The sequence below is a fragment of the Mesorhizobium sp. P160187 genome, from assembly GCF_057766425.1.
Genome location: NZ_JBYMDX010000002.1, coordinates 330,828 through 354,226, shown reverse-complemented (window position 1 = coordinate 354,226; position 23,399 = coordinate 330,828). Strand labels below are relative to the sequence as shown.

The following is a 23,399-nucleotide window of genomic DNA, read 5'->3' as shown; positions in this document are numbered from 1 at the left end:
AGGACCCCCGCCCAAATGGTCAAAGATCGAGTTTCAACACACCTGTCGCGCGCGACACACAGGGGATGAAGCGGTGGCCGCGTGCCTCCTTGGACAGGACGGCATCCCGATGGATCGGCTGCCCCCCAGCATTGCGCATTCGCAGGTCCCGCACACCCCGTTCTCACACGAGGCCATCAACGGCACACCGGCCGCACGCAAGGCGGCCAGTGCCGTGGTCTCAGCCGAAACCTCAACCACCCTGCCCTCAGCCAGTTCTATGACGAACGGTTCCGGTGGCGCGCCGTCAAACTCGGGAGGCTGGAAAGTTTCGAAATGAACAGTACCCTCGGGCCAGTGTTGAGCCGCGCGCCCCACAACCGCCATGAAGCCAGGCGGTCCGCAGTAGTATGTCTGCGCGTCGTCCGAACGGTTCGCCAGCAGCGCGGCGATGTTCTGCCGGGTCTGAGGCTCGTCGTCGAAATGGATCCGCACATTGCCGCCAGGAAGATCGCTCCCGATCGCCGCCAAGAGTGGCGTGAGCGCCCGGCTGCGGGTGAAATAGTGCAACTCGAAGGGCTTGGCCTGCCGGGTGAGCGCGCGCGCCATGGCCAGAATCGGGGTGATCCCGATTCCCCCTGCCAGCAGCAAAGTCGGCCCCTCGCCTGGCTTGAGCGCAAAATGGTTGCGTGGCGCGGAGACAGGCAGTGTGGAGCCGACGGCAATGGTTTCGTGGATCCACGCCGAGCCGCCACGGCCGTCATTCTCGCGCTTCACCGCGATGGTGTAGCGGCCAAGCTCGGTCGGGTCGCCGCAAAGTGAATACTGACGCACCTTCCCTTCAGGCAGATGGACGTCGACGTGAGAACCCGCTTCGAACGCCGGCAGCACAGGTTTGCGTGGGTGTTTCAGGTCGATGACCAGCACGTCGCCCGGCTCCTTGCGGGCGGCGGTCACGGTCAGCTTCATGATGATGCGCGGCGAGGCCATGGCGTTTCACTCGTCGATGGGCAAGATCAGATCACCGGGGCGGATCACGCCCCCGACCTCGATTGTGCAGTTCAGGCCGGAGCGGTTCAGAAGCCCCTCGTAGAGACCCGGAAGCCCGAGCAACTCCTCGATATACTTGCACGGCACATTCATCCGGGCGGCCCTGAGAATCGTTTCCCCGACCCGGAAGCGTTTGCCGACAAGATGGCTAAGCGGAACGCCTCGTGTCGTCAGATTGCGCCGGTGATCTTCGGGTGCGAGCTTGGCCTTGAAGCCCGGAATTCTGGGTTCGCCCTGGGCGATGGCGTCCAAGACTTCAGCTTCGATCAGCGTCACTTCGCGAACGTCAGGACGCGCGGAATAGGTCCCCGTCCCCAGGTAGTAGCGGTCTCCGACAACGCCTTGGCCGGCAATAAGCTGCGCCTGCGCCAGCTCCTCCATTTCATAGGAGGCGGCAGGCGCGATATGGACGTGAAGCAGCTTTCCTCGCCAGGTCATCATCGCTCTCGGAAATTCGTCCGTGGAAACCTGCTGCAAAACTGGCCTGATCAACAGCGCCAGTTGCATGGCATTTTCCCGGTCCAGTTGGCTGTTTGGAAAGAAATACGGGGGCCCTCGGACCGTTTTCAGCGCCAGCTTTCGGCGTCGCCCCGGCTCAGTTGTTCCGCGCCGGCATCGCGTCTTGCACCTGCTTGACAACCTCTCGCAGGACCTCAACGCCCTTCCCGATCTGCCGAATGCTCAAGGCGGCATAGCCCATGACAAGTCCGACGCGATCGGTGCGGCCTTCGTCCGATGGCCGTTCGTAGAGCGGCGAGATCAGGTGTAGCCCCAGGCCAGCGTCGCGGGCGGATTCGACCAAGGCCGTTTCCCGCGATCGTGGCAGGTCATTGAACCAAACCGCGACGTGCAGTCCCGCATCTGCTCCCTGGACAGTGATGCGATCCCCGAAGCTGTGCTGCAAGGCACCCAACAACGTTTCCCGACGCTCGCCGTTCAGCCTGCGCACACGGCGCACATGGCTTTCGTAGCCGCCGCTCTCGATCAACGATGCCAGCGCTTCCTGTTCAGCGACCGGCGAATGCCGGTCTGCGAATTGTTTGGCGGTTGCGAAGACCTCCTGCAATTCGGGCGGGACGACGAGGTAGCCGATGCGCAGCATCGGCGAGAGCGTTTTGGAGATCGTGCCGAGGTAGATGACAGCCCCGTGGTCCTCGAGACTGTGCAGCGGAGGGACCGGATTGATGTCGTAGCGATATTCGCTGTCGTAGTCGTCCTCGATCACATAGGCGTTGTTGTGCCGCGCCCATTTCAGAAGCTGATGGCGGCGCGCGATCGGCATGACGCCGCCCAGCGGAAACTGATGCGATGGCGTCACATAAGCCAGTCGTGCTCCGATCCCCGCTAGCAACTCGGTCCTCATCCCGTCTTCGTCGACGATGACCGGGATGGGTGAGGCACCCGTACTGGCAAAGACCTGACGCGCCATCCTGTAGCACGGATCCTCGATGACGAAACGGTCGGCGGGATCGAGAAGCAGGCGCGCGCACAGATCAAGGCCCTGCTGCGAACCGTTCACAACTATGATCTGGTCGAGGTCGCAGCTCAGGGTCCGGGCGCGCCAGAGATAGCCCTGAAGCGCCTGGCGAAGCCGGCGCGAGCCGCGAGGATCGTCATAGGCAAGACGCAGCGGGCGCTGCCCCATCGCCTCGTTCATCGCGCGTTTCCAGACCAGTGAAGGGAAATCCGACGGCGCGAGGTCGCCATAGCGGAACTCGACCTTCAGCCCAGTCGGCAGATAATCTGGCCAGGGTGACGTCGCGCGCAGCCGCTCGCCATATGCGGACAGGTGGATTGGGCCGACCCGTTGCGCGTGAGTGCGCCCCGTCCCATGGCCCATCAACGAAGACGCAACGCGAGGTCGTGCGCCTTGACGGACTTCGATGAAACCCTCCGCAGCCAGTTGTTCATAGGCGACCGTCACCGTGGTTCGCGAAACGCCGAGGTCATTTGCCAGGGCCCGGGAGGATGGCAACTGACTGCCGGTTTCGTAGACGCCGCCGAGGATTTGCTCGCGAAGGGCTTCGTATATCTGGCGTGCACCCATCGCGTGCGAGCGCGCTGCAGACCCGGCACTTGAAGACTGGACCATCTCTTTCATCGCCAACTGGATATTTCACATTGGCCAGGTTGCCGTCAATCTTTCGGAACCCCAAGAGAGATCGCAGAGGCCGAATGACCAGCTCCCATCAATCCGAAACCGATGCTCCCACGGGGTCGCTCAACCGCACCAGCCCCGGATTTGCCACCCGGGCGATCCATCATGGCTACGATCCGGCCGGCTTTTCCAATGCCGTCCAGCCGCCAGTGTTCCTGACGTCAACCTATGGGTTCGAAAGCGTGGCAGCAAACGATGCCGCCGCCGCCCTTGGTGGAAGGCTCTATGCGCGCGAATACAATCCCACGACCGAGATCCTCGAGCAGCGGCTCGCGAATCTGGAAGGAGCCGAGGCAGGGCTGGTTGTTGCCTCGGGGATGGCGGCCTTCGGCACTCTGATCCTGTCGCTCCTGTCCCAGGGCGATGAACTCATCGTCCACAAGACGCTTTATGCGAACACGCTTGCCATGGTCGAACAGGCGGTCCCCCGCTTCGGCATCAAGGTCGTCGCGGTCGATCTGTCAAATCCTCACAATCTCGATGCTGCGATCACCGAGCGGACGCGGCTGGTTTTCTTCGAGACGCCGGTGAATCCGCTGAGCCGCATCCTCGACATAGCGGCAATTGCCGAGCGCGCTCACGCGCGCGGTGTAAGGGTTGCAGTCGACAGCACCTTCGCCTCGCCCGCGCTCCAGCGACCGCTTGAGCACGGGGCGGACATCGTGCTCCATTCGATGACCAAGTACATCAATGGTCATGGCGATGCCCTTGGCGGGGCGCTTCTCGGCGACGCCCAGACGCTCCGTACGCTGCATGAAACGGGCCTGCGCTACATCACCGGCGCAGCGCTCTCGCCCATGTCAGCTTTCCTAATCCTGCGCGGTCTCAAGACGCTGACGCTGCGTATGGAACGGCACAGCGCCACAGCCCTTGCGGTGGCTCGGGCGCTGGAAGCGCACCCGGCGGTGGCATTTGTGAGTTATCCGTTCCTCGACTCGCACCCTGATCAGGTGACGGCGCGAAAACAGATGTCCAACGGATCGGGCATGTTGGCCTTTGGCCTCCACGCTGGATACGAAGGAGCGCGCCGGATGATGGACCGGCTCAACCTGATCATTCGCGCCGTCAGCCTCGGCGATGCCGACAGCCTCATCTATCATCCAGCAAGCCTCACCCGTGCTCGGCAGCCGATCCGCAAGGATGCCCATTTGGCCGATGGAGTCGGCGAGGATCTCATGCGTCTCTCGGTGGGGCTTGAAGACGCTGATGACCTGATCGCCGATCTGCGGCGGGCTTTGGACGTCTTGTAATGACCTGGCGTGCGGCCACCTCTGCGCTCACACATAGATCTGGAGCCTTGCCATGGCATTCCTGAGCGGTCTTTCCGCGTTCCCCATCACCCCGACCAATCGTGACGGCCGCGTCGATAGCGTTGCCCTGCGCAGGCTGATTGCTCGGCTTGGCATTGCTCAGGTCGATTCCATCGGTCTTCTCGGCAGCACCGGCACATACATCTATCTGTCGCGCGAGCAACGGCGGCGGGCGCTCTCCGAGACCTTGGACCAAACGGCGGGGCAAATGCCGGTCGTGGTGGGTGTGGGCGCGCTGCGCACCGATGAAGCCGTGGGGCTCGCGCAAGACGCCAAGGCCCTTGGAGCAGCTGCGGGTTTGCTTGCCGCCGCCTCCTACACCCCGCTTACTGATGACGAGGTGTTCGATCATTTCTCCACTGTGGCGCGCGAAAGTGGCCTGCCGATCGTCGTCTACGACAATCCAGGAACGACGCATTTCCATTTCAGTCCACCCCTTGTCAGCCGCCTGGCAAAGGTGGCTGGGATTGTCGCCATCAAGAATCCGACAGACAAAAGCGATGCGATCAAGAACCACCTGACCGCCCAGAGGCGCACACTGCCGGAAGGGTTCTCGATTGGTTACAGCGGCGACTGGAACGCCGCCGAGGCCATGATCGCCGGCGCCGACACATGGTACAGCGTCCTCGCGGGCATCCTGCCCGAGGTCTGCATGACGATCGTCACAGCGGCGCAACAGGGCGATGCGGCCGAAGCGCGACGGATCAATGCCGCGCTGGTCCCGATCTGGAGCCTCTTCAAGGAGTTCTCGAGCCTTCGCGTCGTCTATGCACTCGCTGAATTGCTCGACGTTTGCAGTGCCGAACCCCCGCGTCCCATCCTGCCTCTGCCCCCAGCAGCGAAGCGCCAGATCGCTGCCGCGTTGAAAGGTTTGCCATCGGATGCCAGCCGGTGAACAGCAAACCCCGTTCGGCAAGTGAAAGGTATTTACCCGCTCATTTCGAGAACTGATCGAAAACAACGCACTCGGCGTGCTGATAGCCATGGCTGGAGCGGTCTCGACGCCAATCACACCCCCTTCGAACTCGACAATCGACTGCGGAGGTACAGACTGCGCAGGGCACTCCGCCCATGCCGCACCGTTCGCCTTCAAACTAGGAATCGGTGGTTTATCCATTGGAATGGCATCGAGCCGGCGCTTTACTTCCGGCCCGGTGCGCGCATTGAAGCCGGTGCCAATGCCGCCGGCGAACACCAGATTTCCGTCCTCGACATTCGCCAGAGCACGCTTCCCGACCGCCGTAACTGTTGCCGGGTTCGCAGCCGATGACGATGAACTCATCACTCAGCACGCATTTTGTCTCACCCATTCTTGGCGCCGGCCGGATCGATATGGACTGACACGCAGCTTGGAGACGATGCCCATCGAGGCCGAACTGGGAGACTTGCGCGAGAATGTCGCTGCCGCCGCTGATCTCGTCGCTCAGAACGATGCCGTTTGGCGGCGTCTCAGCAGGTTAACTAGCGCTTTGCGCCGATCGACGAGTGGCCGATCGCGAAGACCCTCGCCGTCGATCTTGAGCAGGTCGAAGCCGGCAAGCATGGTCCTGACGTCTCCCGCCGCGGCCAAGAGCCCGCTGAAGACTGGGAATGCGCGACAAGCCTTCTGGTCAACGACGAACGCCTCACCGCCTATTATCGCGTCCGAGGCGCCGAGCTCGGCCACCGCCCGGGACGATAGCCGGAAACCTGAGGGTCCAGTCGTGGAGGTTGCGGGTCGAGGTAGGCCCCCATCGATAGTAGTCCCATTTCATTTCGTGTAGCCAATCAGGGCCCTGCCGGACGCGGCCGACCAGCGGTCGATGTTCGCGACGACCCGAATGTCCAGTCTCGTGTAACCCAGCCTAAAGCGGCCTGTCCGCCCAAAAAATGACATTCAGTTGCCTCCAGCCTTTCGACACGACCCACTTCACGATCTCGTAACTCGCCAACCTAGCGGCTTGTTGCTTGAGCTGCGCGTTCCTACGGTGTGGTCGCTAGGCCTCAGCAACAAGAGCTCGGTTGCCAGGCGGGCGGAGGCTCAACGAGATAGCCAGCTCAGGACAAGGAGAGCAAGCAATGGTCGCTTTTACCCTCAATGGCGAGGCGCGAACACTCGACGTCGATCCAGAGATGCCGCTGCTCTGGGCGGTCCGTGACGTCATCGGACTCACGGGAACGAAATTCGGTTGCGGGCTTGCCCAGTGCGGCGCTTGCACGGTTCACGTTAACGGCATGCCGACGCGCTCGTGCCAGACCGCAGTCGGCGACATCGAAGGAGCCTCGATCACCACCATTGAGGGTGTGTCGGGCAAGATAGGCGAAACGGTCCAGGCCGTGTGGGCCGAGTTCGACGTACCTCAATGCGGCTATTGCCAGTCTGGCCAGATCATGTCGGCCGTGGCCCTCCTTACAGAAACGCCTAAGCCGACGGACGATGATATTGATTCGGCGATGAGCGGCAACCTCTGCCGCTGCGCCACCTATCATCGCATCCGCGCGGCCATCCACGAGACCGCCAACCGGCTGGAGACTTGAGGCATGTCGCAGTTTCTCTCGAAGCATACTGCCGTGCGGCCCACGCGCCGCTGGTTCCTCGTCGGCGCGGGCGTTACCACCGGCGGCCTCGCAGTGGGCTACCGGCCAGTGCTGGCCGCGCCCGACATCGCACAAACGACCCCTGCAAAGGTTCCGGCGAACCCCTTCCAGACCTATGTCGAGATCACAAAGGAGAACCGAATCATCATCCACTCCTCGCAGTTCGAGATGGGACAAGGCTCCTATTTCGGCATCGCCACCCTGGTTATGGAAGAGCTCGACGGCGACTGGGCGCAGGTGGACGTGGTCGGCGGATATGGCAATACCGCGTTCTACGGCAATCTCGCCTGGGGCGGGGCCGCACAGGCAACTGGTGGCTCCACGTCGATGGGCTCGTCGTGGGAACGCTACCGCAAGGCGGGTGCTGCCGCACGGGCCTTGCTGGTGGCGGCCGCGGCGCAGCGGTGGGACGTGCCAGCCGGCGAGATCAAAGTCGCTTCCGGGGTCGTGTCGCACGCCTCAGGGATGCAGGCGCGCTACGGTGACCTGGCTGAAGCCGCAGCGGGAATGCCGGTTCCCGACGACGTGCCGCTAAAGCCGCGCGACAAGTGGGCCCAGATCGGATCGGACAGCCTCAAGCGCTACGATTCCGCCGGCAAGACCAACGGCGCGCAGACCTACACGATCGACCTCATGATGGAGGGACTCCAGACGGCCGTTATGATACATCCGCCGAAGTTCGGCGCCGAGATCGAGAGCTTCGACGCAACCAAGGCCAAGGCACTCGACGGCATTGTCGATGTCATCCAGACGCCGCGAGGCCTTGCCGTGGTTGGCAGGGACACCTGGACGGCGCTGAAGGGCCGCGACCTCGTGGAGGTGACCTGGAACGAGGAGAAGGCCGAAGAGCGCGGCACGGCCGAGATCATGGCCGAATACAACAAGGCAGCAGACGATCTGGGCGCGGCCACCGCGCGCGACGACGGTAACACTCCCGCAGCGTTCGCCAGTGCTGAGAAAATCATCGAGGGGCACTACGAATTCCCCTATCTTGTCCATGCTTCGATCGAGCCACTCAACGCGGCCGCCCGAATCAACGAAGACGGCACCATCGATGTCTGGGGCGGACACCAGATGCCCGACCTTTATCAGGCGGCTGCCGCTCAGGTAGGCGGCACCACGCCGGACAAGGTGAGGCTGCACGTGATGAAGACCGGCGGCAGTTTCGGCCGCCGCGCGGTCTTGGATGCAGATGTCATTATCGAAGCTGTTTCCACAGCGCGTGCACTGGGACGCGGCAAGCCAGTGAAGGTGCAGTGGACCCGCGAGAATGACATGCGGGGTGGGCGGTACCGGCCGGCCTATGTGCACGCAGTCAAGGCGGGGCTCGACAAGAAAGGCAATGTCGTCGCTCTCCATGACCACATCGTGGGTCAATCGGTCTTGGGCGGTTCGACCTCTGCGGCGATGATCAAGAACGGCATCGATCCAACCTCCGTAGAGGGCGCCACCAACCTGCCCTATGCGATCCCGAACCTGAAGGTCGAGCTGACCACCACGGACGTGAACATCCCGGTGCTGTGGTGGCGTTCGGTAGGCTCCACCCACACCGCTTACGCGGTGGAAACCCTGATCGATGAGCTCGCCGCCGCTGCGAACCGTGATCCGGTCGACTTCCGCTTGTCAATGCTCGGTCACCATCCACGGCATGCCGCCGTGCTTAAAGTGGCTGCTGAGAAGGCAGGCTGGGACAAGCCTCTGCCGGAAGGCCGTTTCCGCGGCGTGGCCCTGCATGAAAGCCTCTCGACCTATGTCGCCGATGTGGTGGAGATCACCCTCAACGATGAAAATGGTTTCAAGGTCGACCGCGTCGTCTGCGCGGTAGATTGCGGCACCGCGATAAATCCTGACCAGATTCGCGCTCAGATGGAGGGCGGTATCGGATTCGGGCTAGGTGCGATCCTCCAGGAGGAGCTGACCCTGAAGGGCGGTGTCGTAGACCAAGAGAACTACGATACCTATACACCGCTCAGGATCGAGCAGATGCCGCGAGTCGAGGTGCACATTGTGCCGTCCGAGGAGCCGCCCACGGGAGTTGGTGAGCCAGGTGTGCCGCCGATCGGCCCGGCCGTCGCCAACGCGCTACGGGCGGCGACGGGCAAGACTATCCGCAAGCTGCCGATTATAAAGAACATGTCAGGAATGACACCATGAAACAGCCGCGATGAAGATCGCGCCGTTTTCGAACGCCTCCTGACAGGCGCTCATTTCCATGGGTCAAATTCCGGCGGCTGCCCGCTCCAATATCCGGTTTGGAGACGGCACCCCGTGTTCTGAACGACCACAGACGGGCCTTGGCGCCGGTTCCACTGAAGAACCGCTTTCGAGACGCAAATGCGTCCACTCCATGAAGAGCACAACCGTATAGCACCAGGAAGGCTAGCTACCTCCATCGCTTCGGAGACCCAGGAACCCTCAGAAAACCGAACCTCCAGAGCTCAGAGGCGCTCGTGATCACAATCGCGCTGGTGCGTGGATCATTGTTCAAGGGTTTGTCAATAGGCAGGCGAGATGGCCGATCGACATGATCTTCGCCCGATGCCCTACAAACACAATGCCAGCCGCTGTCACGGAGTCGCGAAGACGAAGGCAATGAGGGTCGACGCCGATACTCATCGTTTGGTTGACAGAGCGCTTGGAATGCCATGCGCTTCACATCGGAGTAGCCATCCGGGAAGCCTGAAGCGCTTTGAAAACGCATGTGCTGCGGCTGTTATTCATAGCGTGGATGACTTTGATCAAAACAATCGATTTCATCACTCTTCCGGAATCGTGCATGGACAAAAAAGAGCCTCACGCACCAATCACACGCTGCTCTAACGCGTGACGAAAGCTGCCTTAGGTATAATCCAAAGGAGAAAATCTTCGATGCGCCCTGACGTGCAGTGGAGGTCGTGCCGAGAAAGTGAGTTGCAACTGGCCGACAATGTCGGGCGGTGCGACCATGGTCGCTTCGGAGAATGAAATCGGGCCAGTTCACGGGGGCGGTACTGTTATTCGTCGACGGCCGCCCTTCCCAAGAACAGGCGGCATCGCAAGTTGGTTCTGCCGATGAAAACGACATCGCCGGATACATGTCAGCAGCCGCTCAGGATTGGATGATCCAGCCAAGCTCTCGGCGTGATGGCACTGTAGGCGTCACAGTCGAAGCATCTCATTGATCGTTTATGAGGCTTTCTTCGATGCCGCTGATGCCTGACGGGCGGTCGCAGCTGCAGGCGACAACACGCCTATTTAGTTGGAAACAGTCGAGGTAAGCCAATTTGGCTTCCCGTTACTATTTGGAGAAAGAAATGCTGTGCCTAGGAATCAGCGGCGGACTTGACCAAGTCCATGAAAACCGATTCGAGCGTCCGAACGCCTTTATGCACGATGGCGCCGCGGTGCTCGTCCGAGACGGAAAGGTGATAGCCGCCGTAGAAGAGGAACGCCTCAATCGAATCAAGCACTCGAACAAGCTGCCAAGTGGTTCGATTCAATACTGTCTCTCGACGGCCGGGGTTCAGCTCAGCGACATTGATCGTGTCGCGGTCTACGCCAGCGAGCCCTATGCCAACGCCATGCTTGAAGGTATGTCCGCTTCCCAACCGGACATTCTCTCCACTCCGTTGGATGCTAAAATGTTGGTGCAGAACCTGTTAGTGCGTGAGTTCGGCACTAAGTTGGACAGTTCGCGTATTTCATTCGTAGGTCATCATCAGGCGCACGCCGTGAGCGCCTTTGCAATGTCGGGCTTCGAACAAAGTCTCATTCTAGCGATTGATGGCTGTGGTGATTTCCTGTCGGGCCTTGTGGCGGTAGGGTCTGGCACAGAAATTACGCAAATCGAGGCTTTCCCGGAGGACAATTCTCTTGGGCTGTTTTATCTCGAGACGATCCGCTGTCTCGGCTACGGCATGTTCGACGAGTATAAGGTAATGGGACTCGCGCCCTATGGCGACCCCGCTCCCTATCGCGAGCTCTTCGAGCAGTTGTACGAGCTCTCCGCCAACGGTGGCTACCGTGTTCACCTCGACCGCATCGGTCCGGCGTTGCTCCGCAACATCGAGATCAGGCGAAAGGGAATGCCTTTCACCCAGCAGCATCGAGATGTGAGTGCGTCACTGCAGGAAGCGCTTGAGCGGATCGTGTTCCACATTCTCCGGCACCACCGTGAGGCCACCGGCATGAAGCGGTTGTGTCTGGCGGGAGGGGTAGCCCACAACTGCACGATGAACGGCAAGCTGCTGTATTCAGGGCTTTTCGAAGACATCTTCGTGCAACCCGCGTCTCACGACGCTGGCTGCGCATTGGGAGCTGCGCTGATAGTCTCTAACGAGATGGGCCGCCCCGCGCCGCGTGAGCGACTGCAGGAGGTCTATTGGGGTCCTGATCTCGGGAGCGACCGCGCCGTGGAACAGGAACTGAATGCATGGTCCGGACATCTCGAGGTTGAACGCTCTTATGACGTAGCGAGCAGTGCAGCCCACTGGATCACCAACGGCGCCGTGATCGGCTGGGTGCAGGGTCGTTCGGAGTTTGGGCCACGTGCGCTGGGCAACCGCAGCATTCTTGCCGACCCTCGGCCCGCTGCAAACAAGGACCGGATCAATGCCATGGTCAAGAAGCGCGAAGGCTATAGGCCTTTCGCACCATCTGTGCTGGAAGAGGATGCGAGCGAATTTTTCGACCTCCCGGACGGTAAGCACGAATTTCCATTCATGAATTTCGTCGTTCGCGTGCGTGACTCAAAGCGCGCCTTGTTGGGTGCCATTACGCACGTCGACGGTACGGCTCGGCTGCAAACAGTATCGCGCGATGCCAACCCAGCTTACTGGGAGGTCATCAATGCCTTCAAGAAGCGGACAGGCACTCCAATTCTGCTCAATACGTCCTTTAACAACAATGCTGAACCGATCGTGGATACGGTTGCAGACGCGATTGCCACATTTTTGACGACAGAGCTGGATGGACTTGTGGTCGGGCCCTTCCTGGTAAAAAAACGGGCTGCAACGCTGCAGGATTGGACTGCGCTTGCGATTTCATTGCCTCCCTCAGTCTCCCTCCATCAAACCCGTGCTTACACAGCGCGAGATCATCAGGAGACTGTCTGCGAGATTATTCCGAACCACTCCAGCATTGACAGTGTGCGAATTTCAAACGACTTGTTTAATCTACTGATGCGGATCGAGGGCGAAGCCGTGTTGCGAGATCACCTCAATATGATTGAGCCGGATCAGGCCAGGCATGCAGCTCTAATGGAGGGCCTGCGAAGACTGTGGGAGCAGCGCCTGGTTCGGTTGCATCCCTCACAAGCTGGTCGGATGGATCATGGGTCCGATCAAACGCTGGACCAGCCCAATAAGCAATCAGCCTGATAGAGATGCACCTCAAGCTCGGCCAATCAAGGGTGTTTGTCGACCCCGCCTGCGAGCTCCCGCTGTGATTACGGGGTCGTCGCCTACGCGGCGGCGCCCACCAACATCTCCATCAGTCGCTTCGGCGACAAAGCCAATCATCTCCCGTAAGAGCAAGTGCTTTCGGGCAAGGTCTGCAGGTTCAAGGAGTTCGTTGAAGGCGCCGCCAGCTGGAGCTGCGTCGAGCGCATCATCGCGCATGGTCGAGCTCGGCGCCCAAGGGAAATCGCCCAATTCGACACGCGTGCGTTTGCGCCTCATTCAAAACCGCTGCGCGGGTGGTCGAGGTGAAATCGGAAGTCCGTCTGTGCCAGCCGACGACGTTCCCGCAGCGCATCCTGCACATCGCCCTCGATCGCATTCCTCAACTCGCGACATACGACGGGGCGCAGGCGCCGGAAACGAACCCGCCCACCGCAACCTGCAAACTCCCGCCTGTCCTCACGACGGAGCAATCCTGTCGCCTGAGCAGGCGCGTGGAAAAGCATCACAAGGGTGACCACAGCGTCGCTTCAGGCCGTCAAACGCTATTGCCGTGCGTCAAGGCGGACTAGGTGACCCGTCGGGAAGCCGGCACCAGCGGCTTTGTCGGGACAAGACACATGCTATTGGGATTTGACCGCCGCAGCCGCGAGCATCGCTTCTCCCATCGCAATGGCCCCTTGGGCACGCAGCATTTCGCCAGGGTTCTGAATGTCGCGCAACTCTTTGTTCTGGCTGAGTTTTGATTTTCCAACCAGGCCGGTGATCTCGATCTCCAAGGCGACGATTGCCCTGACCATCGTGTCGATGAAGTCCTTCGGCGCGTCGCCCATCTTCCATGGGACCGGCTGCGAGGCTTCTTGCATGTGAGTGAGCTTCGCCACGTTGCGGCGCACATACCGCTCATCATCCCGGACAGTGATGCGTCCGTGGGCATGGACGACGAGATAGTTCCAGGTCGGCACCTGCTTGTGGAATTCATGCTTGCTCGGATACCAGTTCGGCGAGATGTAAGCGTCGGCCTCACGGAAGATTACGAGAACCTCATCGCCATTGGCGACTTCCTCCCAGACTGGGTTCTTGCGAGCGACATGGCAATTGAGAACGCCCTTGTCTCCCTTCGAGCGGTCAAGCTCGAAAGGGAGGTGGTTCGCGTCCAGCGTGCCTTTGCTTTGGGTGACGAGGATACCCAGCGGGTGTCTCTCGATAAGGTCAAACAGGGCGTTCTGATCAGGGACGGCAAAATGAGGCGGAACGTACAACGGTTTATCTCCTGTCGCGAATGTGCGGTTGTTAGTAATCGGCGGGGCCTTACGGAACGTGCCCCTGAATCTTCGCTGCCGTCGACGAGTGCCCCGGATTTCGGTGTCCACCACGCTCAAGCACCGCCATCGTGAAGTGGGCGGGCACATCAGATGCCGCCGCATATGAGTGAGGTTGGTCAGTGACAAGCCGCGCACTCTCGCCTTCGCTTAAAATTTCCACGTGGGTACCTACCACAACGCTCAGGGCACCCTGACTGACCGAGATCAGCTCGCGCGTATCCGGACTATGAGCGTCCGCGGAAAACACATCGCCCGGCATCATGACCCAGCTCCACAGTTCGAACATCGTGCGTCCCGAGGTCGACGAATGCAGTTGCGCAGAGCTTCCCTTGGCGCTCGTCCAAAGCCTCCTGGTCTCTGTCCGCTCGATGGGAAGGCGCACCGTGGAAGGGTGCTCGTTCAACAAATCGGCCACCGAGAGCGAAAACGCCGCCGCCAGCCGACACAGTATGCCGATACTGGGGTTCGCCCTACCCTGCTCCAGCGCGACCACGGTTCCCTTCGATAGGCCACTTAGTTTAGCCAGGCGATCCAGGGTCAGGCTTTGGTCACGCCTCAAGTCTCGGATCCGGGCTGCTATCGCTTGCCCAAGCGCTTGCTCGGCATCAAACGCTTCCGTAACATTGGTCATTATATTGACTTGGGTCCTCGGCTCACGTATTGCGGTCAGTATAATGACCGGCACGAAATTGCAACTGCCCGTTAGGAAGGAATAACCGATGCGTTTTGAGACGAAGGCGATCCACTGCGGCCGAGGTGTCGACGCGTCCACGGGGGCCGTATCCATGCCGCTGCACACCAGCACGACGTTCGAACGAGGCGCCAACGGGTCATTTCCGTCCGGCTTCGAATACGCAAGGGATGGAAATCCGACACGCAATGCGTTCGAGGCGGCCATGGCGACGCTTGAGGGAGGGGGAGACGGCATCGCCTTCGCTTCGGGCATGGCCGCAATCGCTGCAGTTTTCGAGAGCCATCCGTCGGCGGGTCGGATCGTTCTGCCGGATGACATCTATTTCGGCATTCGTTCGCTGATCGAAGAGACCGACATTGGGTCTCGCTTCGACTTTGCCCCCGTCGACATGCGCGATTTGGACGCTTTGCGCGCCGCAGTGACATCGAAGCGGACTGGCCTCGTCTGGGTCGAGACGCCGTCAAACCCGATGATCCGCGTTGTCGACATTGCGGCCATCTGCGCAATCGCGCACGAGGCAGACGCCTTGGCGGTGGTGGACAATACGTGGGCCACCCCAGTGCTTCAACTGCCACTCGAAATCGGGGCAGACGCGGTGATGCACTCGGCGACAAAGTACATTGGCGGCCACTCGGATTTGATGGCCGGTGTCGTCATTGTCCCAAACGCGTCACCCCTCGGTCGCCCATTGCGGATGGTCCAGAAACACAAGGGCAGCGTCGCAGCGCCCTTCGACTGTTGGCTGGCGTTGCGGGGCCTGCAGACATTGCCGGTCCGCATGCGCGCCCATTGCGAAGGCGCCCAGAAAGTGGCCGAGGCCCTGGCGTCTCATCCGCGCGTCGAAAAAGTGCTCTTTCCTGGTTTGCAAACTGATCCGGGACACGATCTTGCTACGCGGCAAATGAGCCATTACGGAGCGATGCTATCCTTTATCGTCGAGGGCGGAGCCGATGCTGCAATGGCCGTGGCCGGCCGCCTGAAGATTGTTGTCCGGGCGACAAGCCTTGGCGGGACGCATTCTCTGATAGAGCATCGCGCATCCGTTGAAGGTGCGAAGTCCAAAGCGCCAGGCGGATTGCTGCGAATTTCTGTAGGGCTTGAACATCCTCAGGACATTATAGATGACCTGATGCAGGCCCTAGGCGAAACCTGCAAAGCGGGAGTCCAATGACGGGTGCAAGAACTCTGGCGCCGCTTTACGTGACGGCTGGCGCAGCCGACGATCGGCAGAACAATGTTCCTGCTGAGTAGAACGCACGTCCTCTGGTGAACCGCTACCGCCGTGTCGCATTGTCTCGGGCGTGGTGGTCGCCTGGGTGATGAACGTCTTCGGGTTTCCGGACGATGGCCACGCGCTCGACCGGATAGCGGAAATACCCAGATTTGCCGTTGACCTACTGCTGCTCGACCTCGTCGGAGATCGCGGTCAACAGATGGGATGGATGTGCTGGCACTACGGCAGTTTGACAAGCCGGCCATCGGGGCGCTAGCACCGTCCAAAGCCAAGAGTCGCAGGGCAGAACTGACCGCACCCAGCGGGCTGCGGGACCCATCAGCTAACGGCCAGGTTGGTACCTCAAGGCGCATCAGCACCATGGATGTCACATTGTCCTTGTTGCGAGCGCGATTTCGGAACTTCGTTGTGACGCAGTCTGTGCACAGAGCGCACCGCTGTAAGCAAATGAGCGGACGAACGACACCCAGTGGAGGAGAGAAGTGATGCGGCGTCAAGATCCTCCGCGCTTTGCGGCAAACACACTGATCCCTCTTCACAACCCGGTCTTTCGTTCTATCTGGACAGCCACGCAGATATCCAGCCTTGGCTGGCTGGTGCAGAGCGTGGCTATAAGCTGGCTCATGGCGACGATTTCAGCCTCCGATCTAATGGTTGCGCTCGTACAGGCTGCATCGACACTGCCCGCGTTCTTCTTGTCGATCCTTGCTGGAGCCATTGCAGACAGCTTCAGCCGCCGCGGCGTGATGCTTGCCGGACACTGCCTTATCGCACTGGCATCCACGGCGCTGGCACTCGCTGTGGGACTGGGCTTTGTTAGTCCATGGCTGATCCTGGGACTGAGTTTCTTGGCCGGATGCGGCTTTGCCTTGAACGATCCAGCATGGCACGCGTCGGTAGGCGATATCCTGGAAAAGCGCGACATACCCGCCGCAGTGACGCTGATGTCGGTGGGCTACAACGTGGTTCGGAGCATAGGACCGGCGCTGGGCGGTGTAATCTTAGCTTTGCTAGGCCCCCTTACGGCTTTCGCCCTCGCTGCGCTGAGTGACTTGGTCCCGTTGAGCGCTGTTCTGCGCTCAAAGTGGCAAGTTCGCTTTTCGCCTCTTCCGCGCGAGCGGATGACTACGGCCATTCATGATGGCATGCGATTCACGGCAATATCCTCAGAGATCAGAGTGGCGATTGTGCGTGCAACCCTATTCGGGCTGTCAAGCATCTCGATCCTTGCTCTGCTCCCCCTCCTGGTTCGCGACCAGCTGGCGGGAGGGCCAATTGTTTACGGGGTGCTATTGGCTGGCTTCGGCACAGGCGCCTTCATAGCCGGCATTGGCAGCAGCTACTTGAGACGCATTACGTCCCAGAACCGATTGATCACGCTCGCATCCGTTGCTTGCGCAACGTGTTGCCTTTTGATGGCCCTCACATCGTCGGTGGCTGTGGCGGCGATCGCGCTTGCAATCGGTGGCGCTGGCTGGGTTGTCACCTGGACCGGAACCGACGTGTGTGTGCAGTTGGCAAGCCCAAGGTGGGTCGTTGGTCGGACCCTGTCCATCTATTACGCCCTGACCTACGGCGGCATGGCAGCGGGCAGCTGGATCTGGGGTGCTGTCGCGCAGTACTATTCGCTGACGTGGGCTTTGGAAGGTGCTGCAGCGGCACTGTTGCTGGTCGCGGCTGTGGGAAAGCTATTGCCAGTGCGGCTATGGGAGGAATCGGATCAAGCGGCCGTCGACTTCAGGCCACCAGAACTGGCCCTCCCTTTGAAACCCAGGAGCGGTCCGATCGTGATCAAGGTGGAGTACTCGATACCCGAGGAGAGTATCGATGAATTTCTGAGCTGCATGCGCGAAAGGCGGCGCGTTCAGAGCCGCGCCGGTGCGCGGGACTGGACCCTCCAGCGCGACCTTCAGAAGTCGACGCTTTGGACCGAGACATTCCGCACGCCGACATGGACGGACTATCTTCGTCTAAACCATCGGCTGACGGTGAATGACAGGGAGGTAGGCGAGCGCCTTGCCGCTCTGCACATGGGTGATTCTCCGCCTCGCATCTCACTTTCAATCGAGCGGTCGACAAGCCCCGCCCCCGGCAGCCAAGTCCAGCCTGTGCCTTTTGTATCGCGCCCGTGAGATAACCAAGACTTGTCTGGGCTTGGACACGGAACGAGCTACTCCTTGATTTGTCGAGCCTGCCCGGATTGCAAATCGTTCCGGCCGGTTAGGCGAGCATGAGAATTCGCGCGGCAATTATGTCAATCACGGGTCCCATGTTCAGCCCGCCCCCCCTCTGCCGCCAGATCGGCTTGAGCACGGATTCAGGTCGCCCGTCCTTTGCATAGCGGCGGGCACGAATAGCAAGGGGGCGGAGGGTATCCCCGTCTGCGAAGCGGGCAGAGGAGGAATCCGCAAGGCGGGTTGCTGGGGAGAGGGGTCGCGCGCCTCTTTCCGCCTCACTTAGAAAACGTGCGGCCAAGCACGTTCATGTCGGCCGTGGGCGGCCGCAACAATTGCCTACAAGGCGCAAGCGTCGTCACATATTAAGCGTAGCCGCGCGACAACCATCCGTGGTCACGCGCAATCCTGCGAATTGTCAAGCGGAGACAACGATCGCGGCACCAAGCAAAGTGGCGAACCCGATTCTGCTCGGGAGATCCCAAAGCTCTCCGAACCCTATTAGATCCATGAAGCGAAACACGGCGCCCTGAAGCAGGTAAAGCAGCAGTGTGCTCTGACCAAGCTCCACCGCAACAAAGCGAGCTACGCGAGTTGAATGGCCAACTCTCCAGCATAGGAACATAAGCTGCATTGTGACTGCAGAAGTTGCTACTGAGCCAATGAACATCAGCAACACTTGTCTCGCCGACTCTCCATCGTAGATCGAAACGAGATTGTTGTAGACGTAAGTCTCCCTTCCCCAAACAAGAAAGCACACTCACGGCGTGCCGAGCGGTAGTGTGCTGAGAGTTCTGCAAATTCGCTGAGAGGGGGCGGTCATGGCAGGCTGGTGATTGTTCACGTCACCTGATTCCCGCGAAGGAACGCCACCATGACCAAGACTGAAGTTAAGACCGCCAGCGCTGCCGTCAAAGACATTTTGCTTTCGAACCCGGATGGATTGCACGAAGTGCTCCGTGCGGTGATGCAGGAGGTGCTTGAGGCCGAGATGGACGAGGCGCTGGGTGCCTCGAAGAGCGAGCGCACGCCCGAACGGCTTGGCTATCGCTCGGGCTATTACGGCCGTACCCTTGTGACGCGGGTCGGCAAGCTCGAGCTGCGGGTTCCGCAGGACCGTGCCGGGCGCTTCTCCACCGAGCTGTTCGAGCGCTACCAGCGTTCCGAGCGGGCCTTGGTGGCGACACTGGCCGAGATGTATGTCCAGGGCGTGTCGACCCGCAAGGTGAAGGCGATCACGGAAGAGCTGTGCGGCCATGCCTTCTCGGCCTCGTCGATCTCGGCCATCAACAAGCGGCTGGACGAGAGCCTCGCTGCCTTTGCCAGGCGCCCCCTTCGAGAGCCGTTTCCTTACCTCATCCTCGATGCGCGCTACGAGAAGGTGCGTGAAGCCGGTGTTGTCATGAGCCAGGCGGTGCTGATCGCGGTCGGCATCGACTGGGACGGGCGCCGGCAGATCCTGGCCGTGGAGATGGCCAATCGCGAGAGCCGCTCGGCCTGGAGGGACTTCCTCGTCGGCCTCAAGGCGCGCGGCCTCAAGGGCGTCGAGTTGGTTGTGTCCGACGATCACGCCGGCCTGGTGGCAGCGATCGGCGAGGTGATCCCCGAAGCCGCCTGGCAACGCTGCTACGTGCACTTCCTCAGGAACGCGCTCGATCATCTGCCGAGGAAGCACGGCGACGACTGCCTGCAGGAATTGCGCTGGCTCTACGACCGGCGCGATCTCGCAGAGGCCAGGGCTGATCTTGCCGCATGGCTTGCCAAATGGTCGGCACGCTATCCGCGCCTGACAGGCTGGGCCGAGGATGCCATCGAACAAACCCTGACCTTCTTCAGGCTGCCGAGACAGCACCACAAGCATCTCAAATCCACCAACATGCTGGAGCGGCTCAACGAGGAAATCCGCCGGCGCACCTATGTCGTGCGCATCTTCCCCAATACCGAAAGCTGCCTGCGCCTGGTCAGGGCCTTGGCCGTCGAGACCAACGAAAACTGGATGGAGGCCAACCGCTATATCAACATGGATGATCTGCGCGAGCACAAGAAGCTCGCTCTACGCCAAGCCGCATGACCAGCATCATGGCCGCCCCATTTTGCAGAACTTGACGCACACAACCTGCCGAGCAGCTTGGCCAAGGAGCCGCACTGGGGCCTCCGGAGTGAGTGTTATCGCTCAAGCAGCCACGTCGGCGCGGCCTAAAATCTTCGATGAGCGCGTCAGGAGAGCGTCGATCTCCACATTTCTTCCAGGAGATCGTCCCCACATCATCATGGCCACGGCTCTAACGGGCTGGTGCCCTCCCTTTCCCGTTTTTTGTCTCGATGCTCGGTTGCGCCGCCCGCCGGGGCAAGGCAAAAAAATCGTCGAGGCTGAGCCCCCACTGCGGCTTCGGCGAAATATTCATCCACGGGTTCGCATCACCGCGGGCAGCGGGCGAGTTCGTCGATAGGAGTGCGGATGGAAGTAGGCGATGCACATCGTCACCAGCGGCTCAGATTGTGTGAGGTCCACGGCTCGCTGGTTTCCGCCGACGACGGCGCGGACGGCATCGGTATGCGCAGAGCGGGTCCGTCGGCTTGGCGTCAGTTTCGGGGCAAGGGGCTATTGCTGGTCGCGCGGCGCTGAGTTGGGCGGAAGGATCGACGGCGCAACCCGGGGCTCCCGCGCGACGAGCAGGTTTTTTTCCCGGTCTGACCTGGCCTCGACTCCAGATGTCGCGATGACCGACGTGGCCGGCGCGATTGAACGGGTCTCATGCCCAAAGCTGCCTCGGTGCCCAGTAGCGGCACCGCATGACCCACCCGGCGCTGCTCGAAGTAAACCGCGGCCAGCCAACATCCGAAGGTGCGCCAGACCCGATGTCGCGGCGGCCTGATGGCTCCGGCGCCGTGCCGCGGCAGAAAGCTGCCGATCTCGTCTGGCATGGTCGCTGACCGCATCGTCACCCGGGCCATCGCAGCGACTTTTCTCCGTTACAAAGTCCCCGCGGGACGGACTGCCAGTTCACGCCAGGGCCAACAACACCCGCAGGGGCGACCGCCGCGTCTGCCGGTCCTGCGAGTAGAATAAGATCGGGAAGTGCGGCTTCATCCTCGATGCCAGAGCTCGCTTCGCCGTACCGCGGCCACCATAGCCCCTTGCGCTATCACGAGTCAGCCCACCTTTCTAGCTGGCAGCCATCGGGAGCCGATCCGCAACCACAGGGCGGCACCTGTCGGCCCGGCTTCCGTGTTAACGCAGAACATGATGCATATTCCCAGCGCTTTTTGACAGAGCGAACTACAAAATGCAGAACACTGACTCTCCGCCAAATGAATGCTGCGAGCAAGCAGCAGGCGGAGGAACTCCGTCTGGGCTGAGTACCTGTTTCAACGTGAACAAATAAATTGTAGCCAGTTCACGAAACGCCAGGCCCGCTCCTCTGCCGTCCGATCATCCAGGAAATCCCCTCGGCGCGCACCACGCCCGACACCTCCTTGCCGATATGATGCTCAAGCACCGGCCGCCAGGGCACCAGCGTGAACTCGCGCGATTTCTCGATGACAGCGTATTTTCCGCCGGCGAGCTCGACGCAGCGGCGCAGCGTACCGTCTATTCGATTGCCATGCTGCGCTTCAGAATACGAGAGCCCGAGTTCGTCCGAGAGCTGACTGGCAACACGGTTCAGCTCTCGTTGGCGCAGCATTGAAAGCATGTTGGCGCGATAGATGACCCGATCCTGCGCATCATGGGCAAGACCTTGCGCGATCAGCCACTGCTGTCGGCGGGCCTGGACCTGACGTACTTCTCGACCGAAGCCAGAGTCGCGCAAGGACTCAGGGTGGGCTGATACCAGCTCCTGGTCGATCCAGGTGGCGCCGTCAAAGCCTACTTGGCTCTCCAGCGGCATTGATGAGAGCTTGTCGACGACAACAGGCTGGGCCCTCGCTCGTTGACGCTCGTAATCCGCGACGCGGTTGAGATGGTCGGGCGCGACTGTCCATGTGCCGTCCGGCTCGCGCTCGACGCCACCGGTCGCACGGCGGATCGCCTCCAGTCGCCGCACGTGCGTTTCGGCAAAGCGTTCGGTGGCCGAGGGGTCATGCTTGAGATGGATATCGATGCTGTAGCGCCCGTCGCTGACCGTGGCGATGCCGGCAATTGTGCGGTCGACTTTTCTTGGCCCGGTGTCCCTCGGCCTGATCCGCACTATGCAGCCTTCTGGTGTCGGTTGGGTGGCCTCGCCTTTGCCGATATCAAAATAGTGGCTTTTGCCGTCCACGCCGTCGACGACGAGGTAATGGCGGTCAGTGATTTCGTCGGCCAGCCCGCGCCCGACGACACGTCCGACCACGGTTTGGGCCGACCCGTCGGATCGATCGTGGATAAGATAGTCGGCGGCACTGCGGACGAGCCCCTTGCCGGTCAGCTCGCGATGGATGGTCTTGACAATGTCGCCGCGCTCGCCGATGCGGCGTAGCGTGGCTTCGAGATCATCCTCCAGGCGCCAGCGACCCGAAGGCATCTCCTCGGCGAGGCCCATCCGCTCGAGCTTGCGCAGGCGGCCCTGGTGCAGCGTCTGGCGAAAGGTGTCTCGGCTGGCTGGTGAGACATGCCCCTCGTCGCGCATGCGCATCAGCTGCCGGTCGATGCTGGTGAAGCGTTCCTGCTCCATCTCCTGGCGCAAGCGCTGCTCGATCTCGCGGTCGGTGCGCGGGCCAAGGTCGAGGCTAACCAGTTCGGCTGCGCGCTCGCGCAGGCCAGAGGAGATGTAGTCCCGCGCGATGACGAGGTTTTCGCCGTGATCGTCCCTGCCGCGCACGATGATGTGGGTGTGAGGATGGCCGGTGTTGAAATGGTCGACGGCCACCCAGTCTAGCCTGGTGCCGAGGTCTTCTTCCATTTGCGCCATGAGGCGCCGGGTGAGCAGCTTCAGGTCATCATACTCGATACCGTCTTCAGGGGCGACGATGAAGCGGAACTGATGACGGTCACCGTTCGCGCGATCGAGAAAGGCCCTGCCGTCCGCGTGGTCTTTGTCGGCAGCGTAGAGCTCGCCACGCTCGCCTTCCCGGGTGACGCCGTCGCGCTGCAGGTAGCGGAGGTGCGCACGAGCTCCGTCGACTCCCTTGCCGGCCAGCTTGACGATGCGTGCCTTGACGACTGCGCGCCGCTGCCGAAACGCCGCGTGGCGGTCGCGTGCTCTAAGAACGGCGGCAGCAGCCCCGCCGCGCCCCACCCGGCTTCCGATGAAGCGGCTGCCGCGTCCGCTCCTGCCGCCTGCTCGGTTGACCGCGGCCTGGACCTGGCCAGCGTAGCGTTTGCCCGCCTTCGAGCCGCGCGAGCCAATTTTGCCGAGCCTCGGCGTGAATTCGTCATCCTGCATGCGGCCTCCGATGAACCAGCAGCAAAATCAGAGGCTTGCGCGCCAGACCCTCCTGGACCCGCAGGCAACCTCCCGGGAAAACGATGTGCAGACAAACACTTCGCCGCCTCAGGAGGCGATGCCTTTATCTTGCCTTCCGCGGACCTGCCTCCCT

General features: G+C 61.2%; 14 protein-coding genes and 1 pseudogene. 8 read left to right on the top strand and 7 right to left on the bottom strand.

The window, feature by feature from the left end:
- Positions 1-33 precede the first annotated feature (33 nt).
- The 3 genes from AC3CCE_RS02955 to pdxR form a co-directional block, all read right to left on the bottom strand.
- Entirely contained in the window at positions 34-969 is a 936-nt protein-coding gene (locus AC3CCE_RS02955; RefSeq protein WP_352627055.1) for a 2Fe-2S iron-sulfur cluster-binding protein, read from the bottom strand.
- Positions 970-975: 6 nt separating this feature from the next.
- A complete protein-coding gene (locus tag AC3CCE_RS02950) occupies positions 976-1,467 on the bottom strand; it encodes an MOSC domain-containing protein (protein WP_023704114.1) in 492 nt (163 codons plus the stop codon).
- 157 nt (positions 1,468-1,624) lie between these two features.
- Positions 1,625-3,130: a MocR-like pyridoxine biosynthesis transcription factor PdxR gene (pdxR, locus tag AC3CCE_RS02945; protein ID WP_023697829.1), complete on the bottom strand. Its 1,506-nt coding sequence runs from the start codon at positions 3,128-3,130 to the stop codon at positions 1,625-1,627.
- Between the two features lie 74 nt (positions 3,131-3,204).
- Here pdxR and AC3CCE_RS02940 point away from each other — a divergent pair, with 74 nt between their 5' ends.
- The 5 genes from AC3CCE_RS02940 (at position 3,205) to AC3CCE_RS02920 (ending at position 12,431) form a co-directional block, all read left to right on the top strand.
- Positions 3,205-4,437, top strand: a complete 1,233-nt coding sequence (locus AC3CCE_RS02940; RefSeq protein WP_023697828.1) for a trans-sulfuration enzyme family protein — start codon at positions 3,205-3,207, stop codon at positions 4,435-4,437.
- Between the two features lie 52 nt (positions 4,438-4,489).
- The gene (locus AC3CCE_RS02935) at positions 4,490-5,392 is read left to right on the top strand and encodes a dihydrodipicolinate synthase family protein (RefSeq protein ID WP_023685525.1); all 903 of its coding nucleotides are present in this window, start codon (positions 4,490-4,492) and stop codon (positions 5,390-5,392) included.
- A gap of 1,163 nt (positions 5,393-6,555) precedes the next feature.
- Positions 6,556-7,014, top strand: coding sequence for a (2Fe-2S)-binding protein (locus tag AC3CCE_RS02930; RefSeq protein ID WP_023689394.1), 459 nt, complete (start codon positions 6,556-6,558; stop codon positions 7,012-7,014).
- Positions 7,015-7,017: 3 nt separating this feature from the next.
- The gene (locus tag AC3CCE_RS02925) at positions 7,018-9,228 is read left to right on the top strand and encodes a xanthine dehydrogenase family protein molybdopterin-binding subunit (RefSeq protein ID WP_352544198.1); all 2,211 of its coding nucleotides are present in this window, start codon (positions 7,018-7,020) and stop codon (positions 9,226-9,228) included.
- 1,139 nt (positions 9,229-10,367) lie between these two features.
- A complete protein-coding gene (locus tag AC3CCE_RS02920) occupies positions 10,368-12,431 on the top strand; it encodes a carbamoyltransferase family protein (RefSeq protein WP_352627062.1) in 2,064 nt (687 codons plus the stop codon).
- A 644-nt stretch (positions 12,432-13,075) separates the two neighbouring features.
- Here AC3CCE_RS02920 and AC3CCE_RS02915 read toward each other — a convergent pair.
- Positions 13,076-13,714, bottom strand: a complete 639-nt coding sequence (locus AC3CCE_RS02915; RefSeq protein ID WP_023672382.1) for an FMN-binding negative transcriptional regulator — start codon at positions 13,712-13,714, stop codon at positions 13,076-13,078.
- A 49-nt stretch (positions 13,715-13,763) separates the two neighbouring features.
- Positions 13,764-14,408, bottom strand: coding sequence for a helix-turn-helix domain-containing protein (locus AC3CCE_RS02910; protein WP_023709150.1), 645 nt, complete (start codon positions 14,406-14,408; stop codon positions 13,764-13,766).
- Positions 14,409-14,496: 88 nt separating this feature from the next.
- Between AC3CCE_RS02910 and AC3CCE_RS02905 the strand changes: the two genes are divergently transcribed.
- A complete protein-coding gene (locus AC3CCE_RS02905; RefSeq protein WP_352627059.1) occupies positions 14,497-15,642 on the top strand; it encodes a trans-sulfuration enzyme family protein in 1,146 nt (381 codons plus the stop codon).
- Between the two features lie 548 nt (positions 15,643-16,190).
- Positions 16,191-17,837 carry an MFS transporter gene (locus AC3CCE_RS02900; RefSeq protein ID WP_023704122.1) on the top strand — a complete coding sequence of 549 codons (1,647 nt, stop codon included), beginning with the start codon at positions 16,191-16,193 and terminating at the stop codon, positions 17,835-17,837.
- A gap of 407 nt (positions 17,838-18,244) precedes the next feature.
- Here the strand turns inward: AC3CCE_RS02900 and AC3CCE_RS02895 are convergent.
- Positions 18,245-18,639: pseudogene (locus AC3CCE_RS02895) on the bottom strand (nodulation factor fucose acetyltransferase NolL); the annotation flags it as partial.
- Between the two features lie 114 nt (positions 18,640-18,753).
- Between AC3CCE_RS02895 and AC3CCE_RS02890 the strand changes: the two are divergent.
- Entirely contained in the window at positions 18,754-19,950 is a 1,197-nt protein-coding gene (locus tag AC3CCE_RS02890; RefSeq protein WP_488377083.1) for an IS256 family transposase, read from the top strand.
- Positions 19,951-21,277: 1,327 nt separating this feature from the next.
- Here the strand turns inward: AC3CCE_RS02890 and rlxS are convergent.
- Positions 21,278-23,245: a relaxase/mobilization nuclease RlxS gene (rlxS, locus tag AC3CCE_RS02885; RefSeq protein ID WP_352627222.1), complete on the bottom strand. Its 1,968-nt coding sequence runs from the start codon at positions 23,243-23,245 to the stop codon at positions 21,278-21,280.
- Positions 23,246-23,399: the final 154 nt, after the last annotated feature.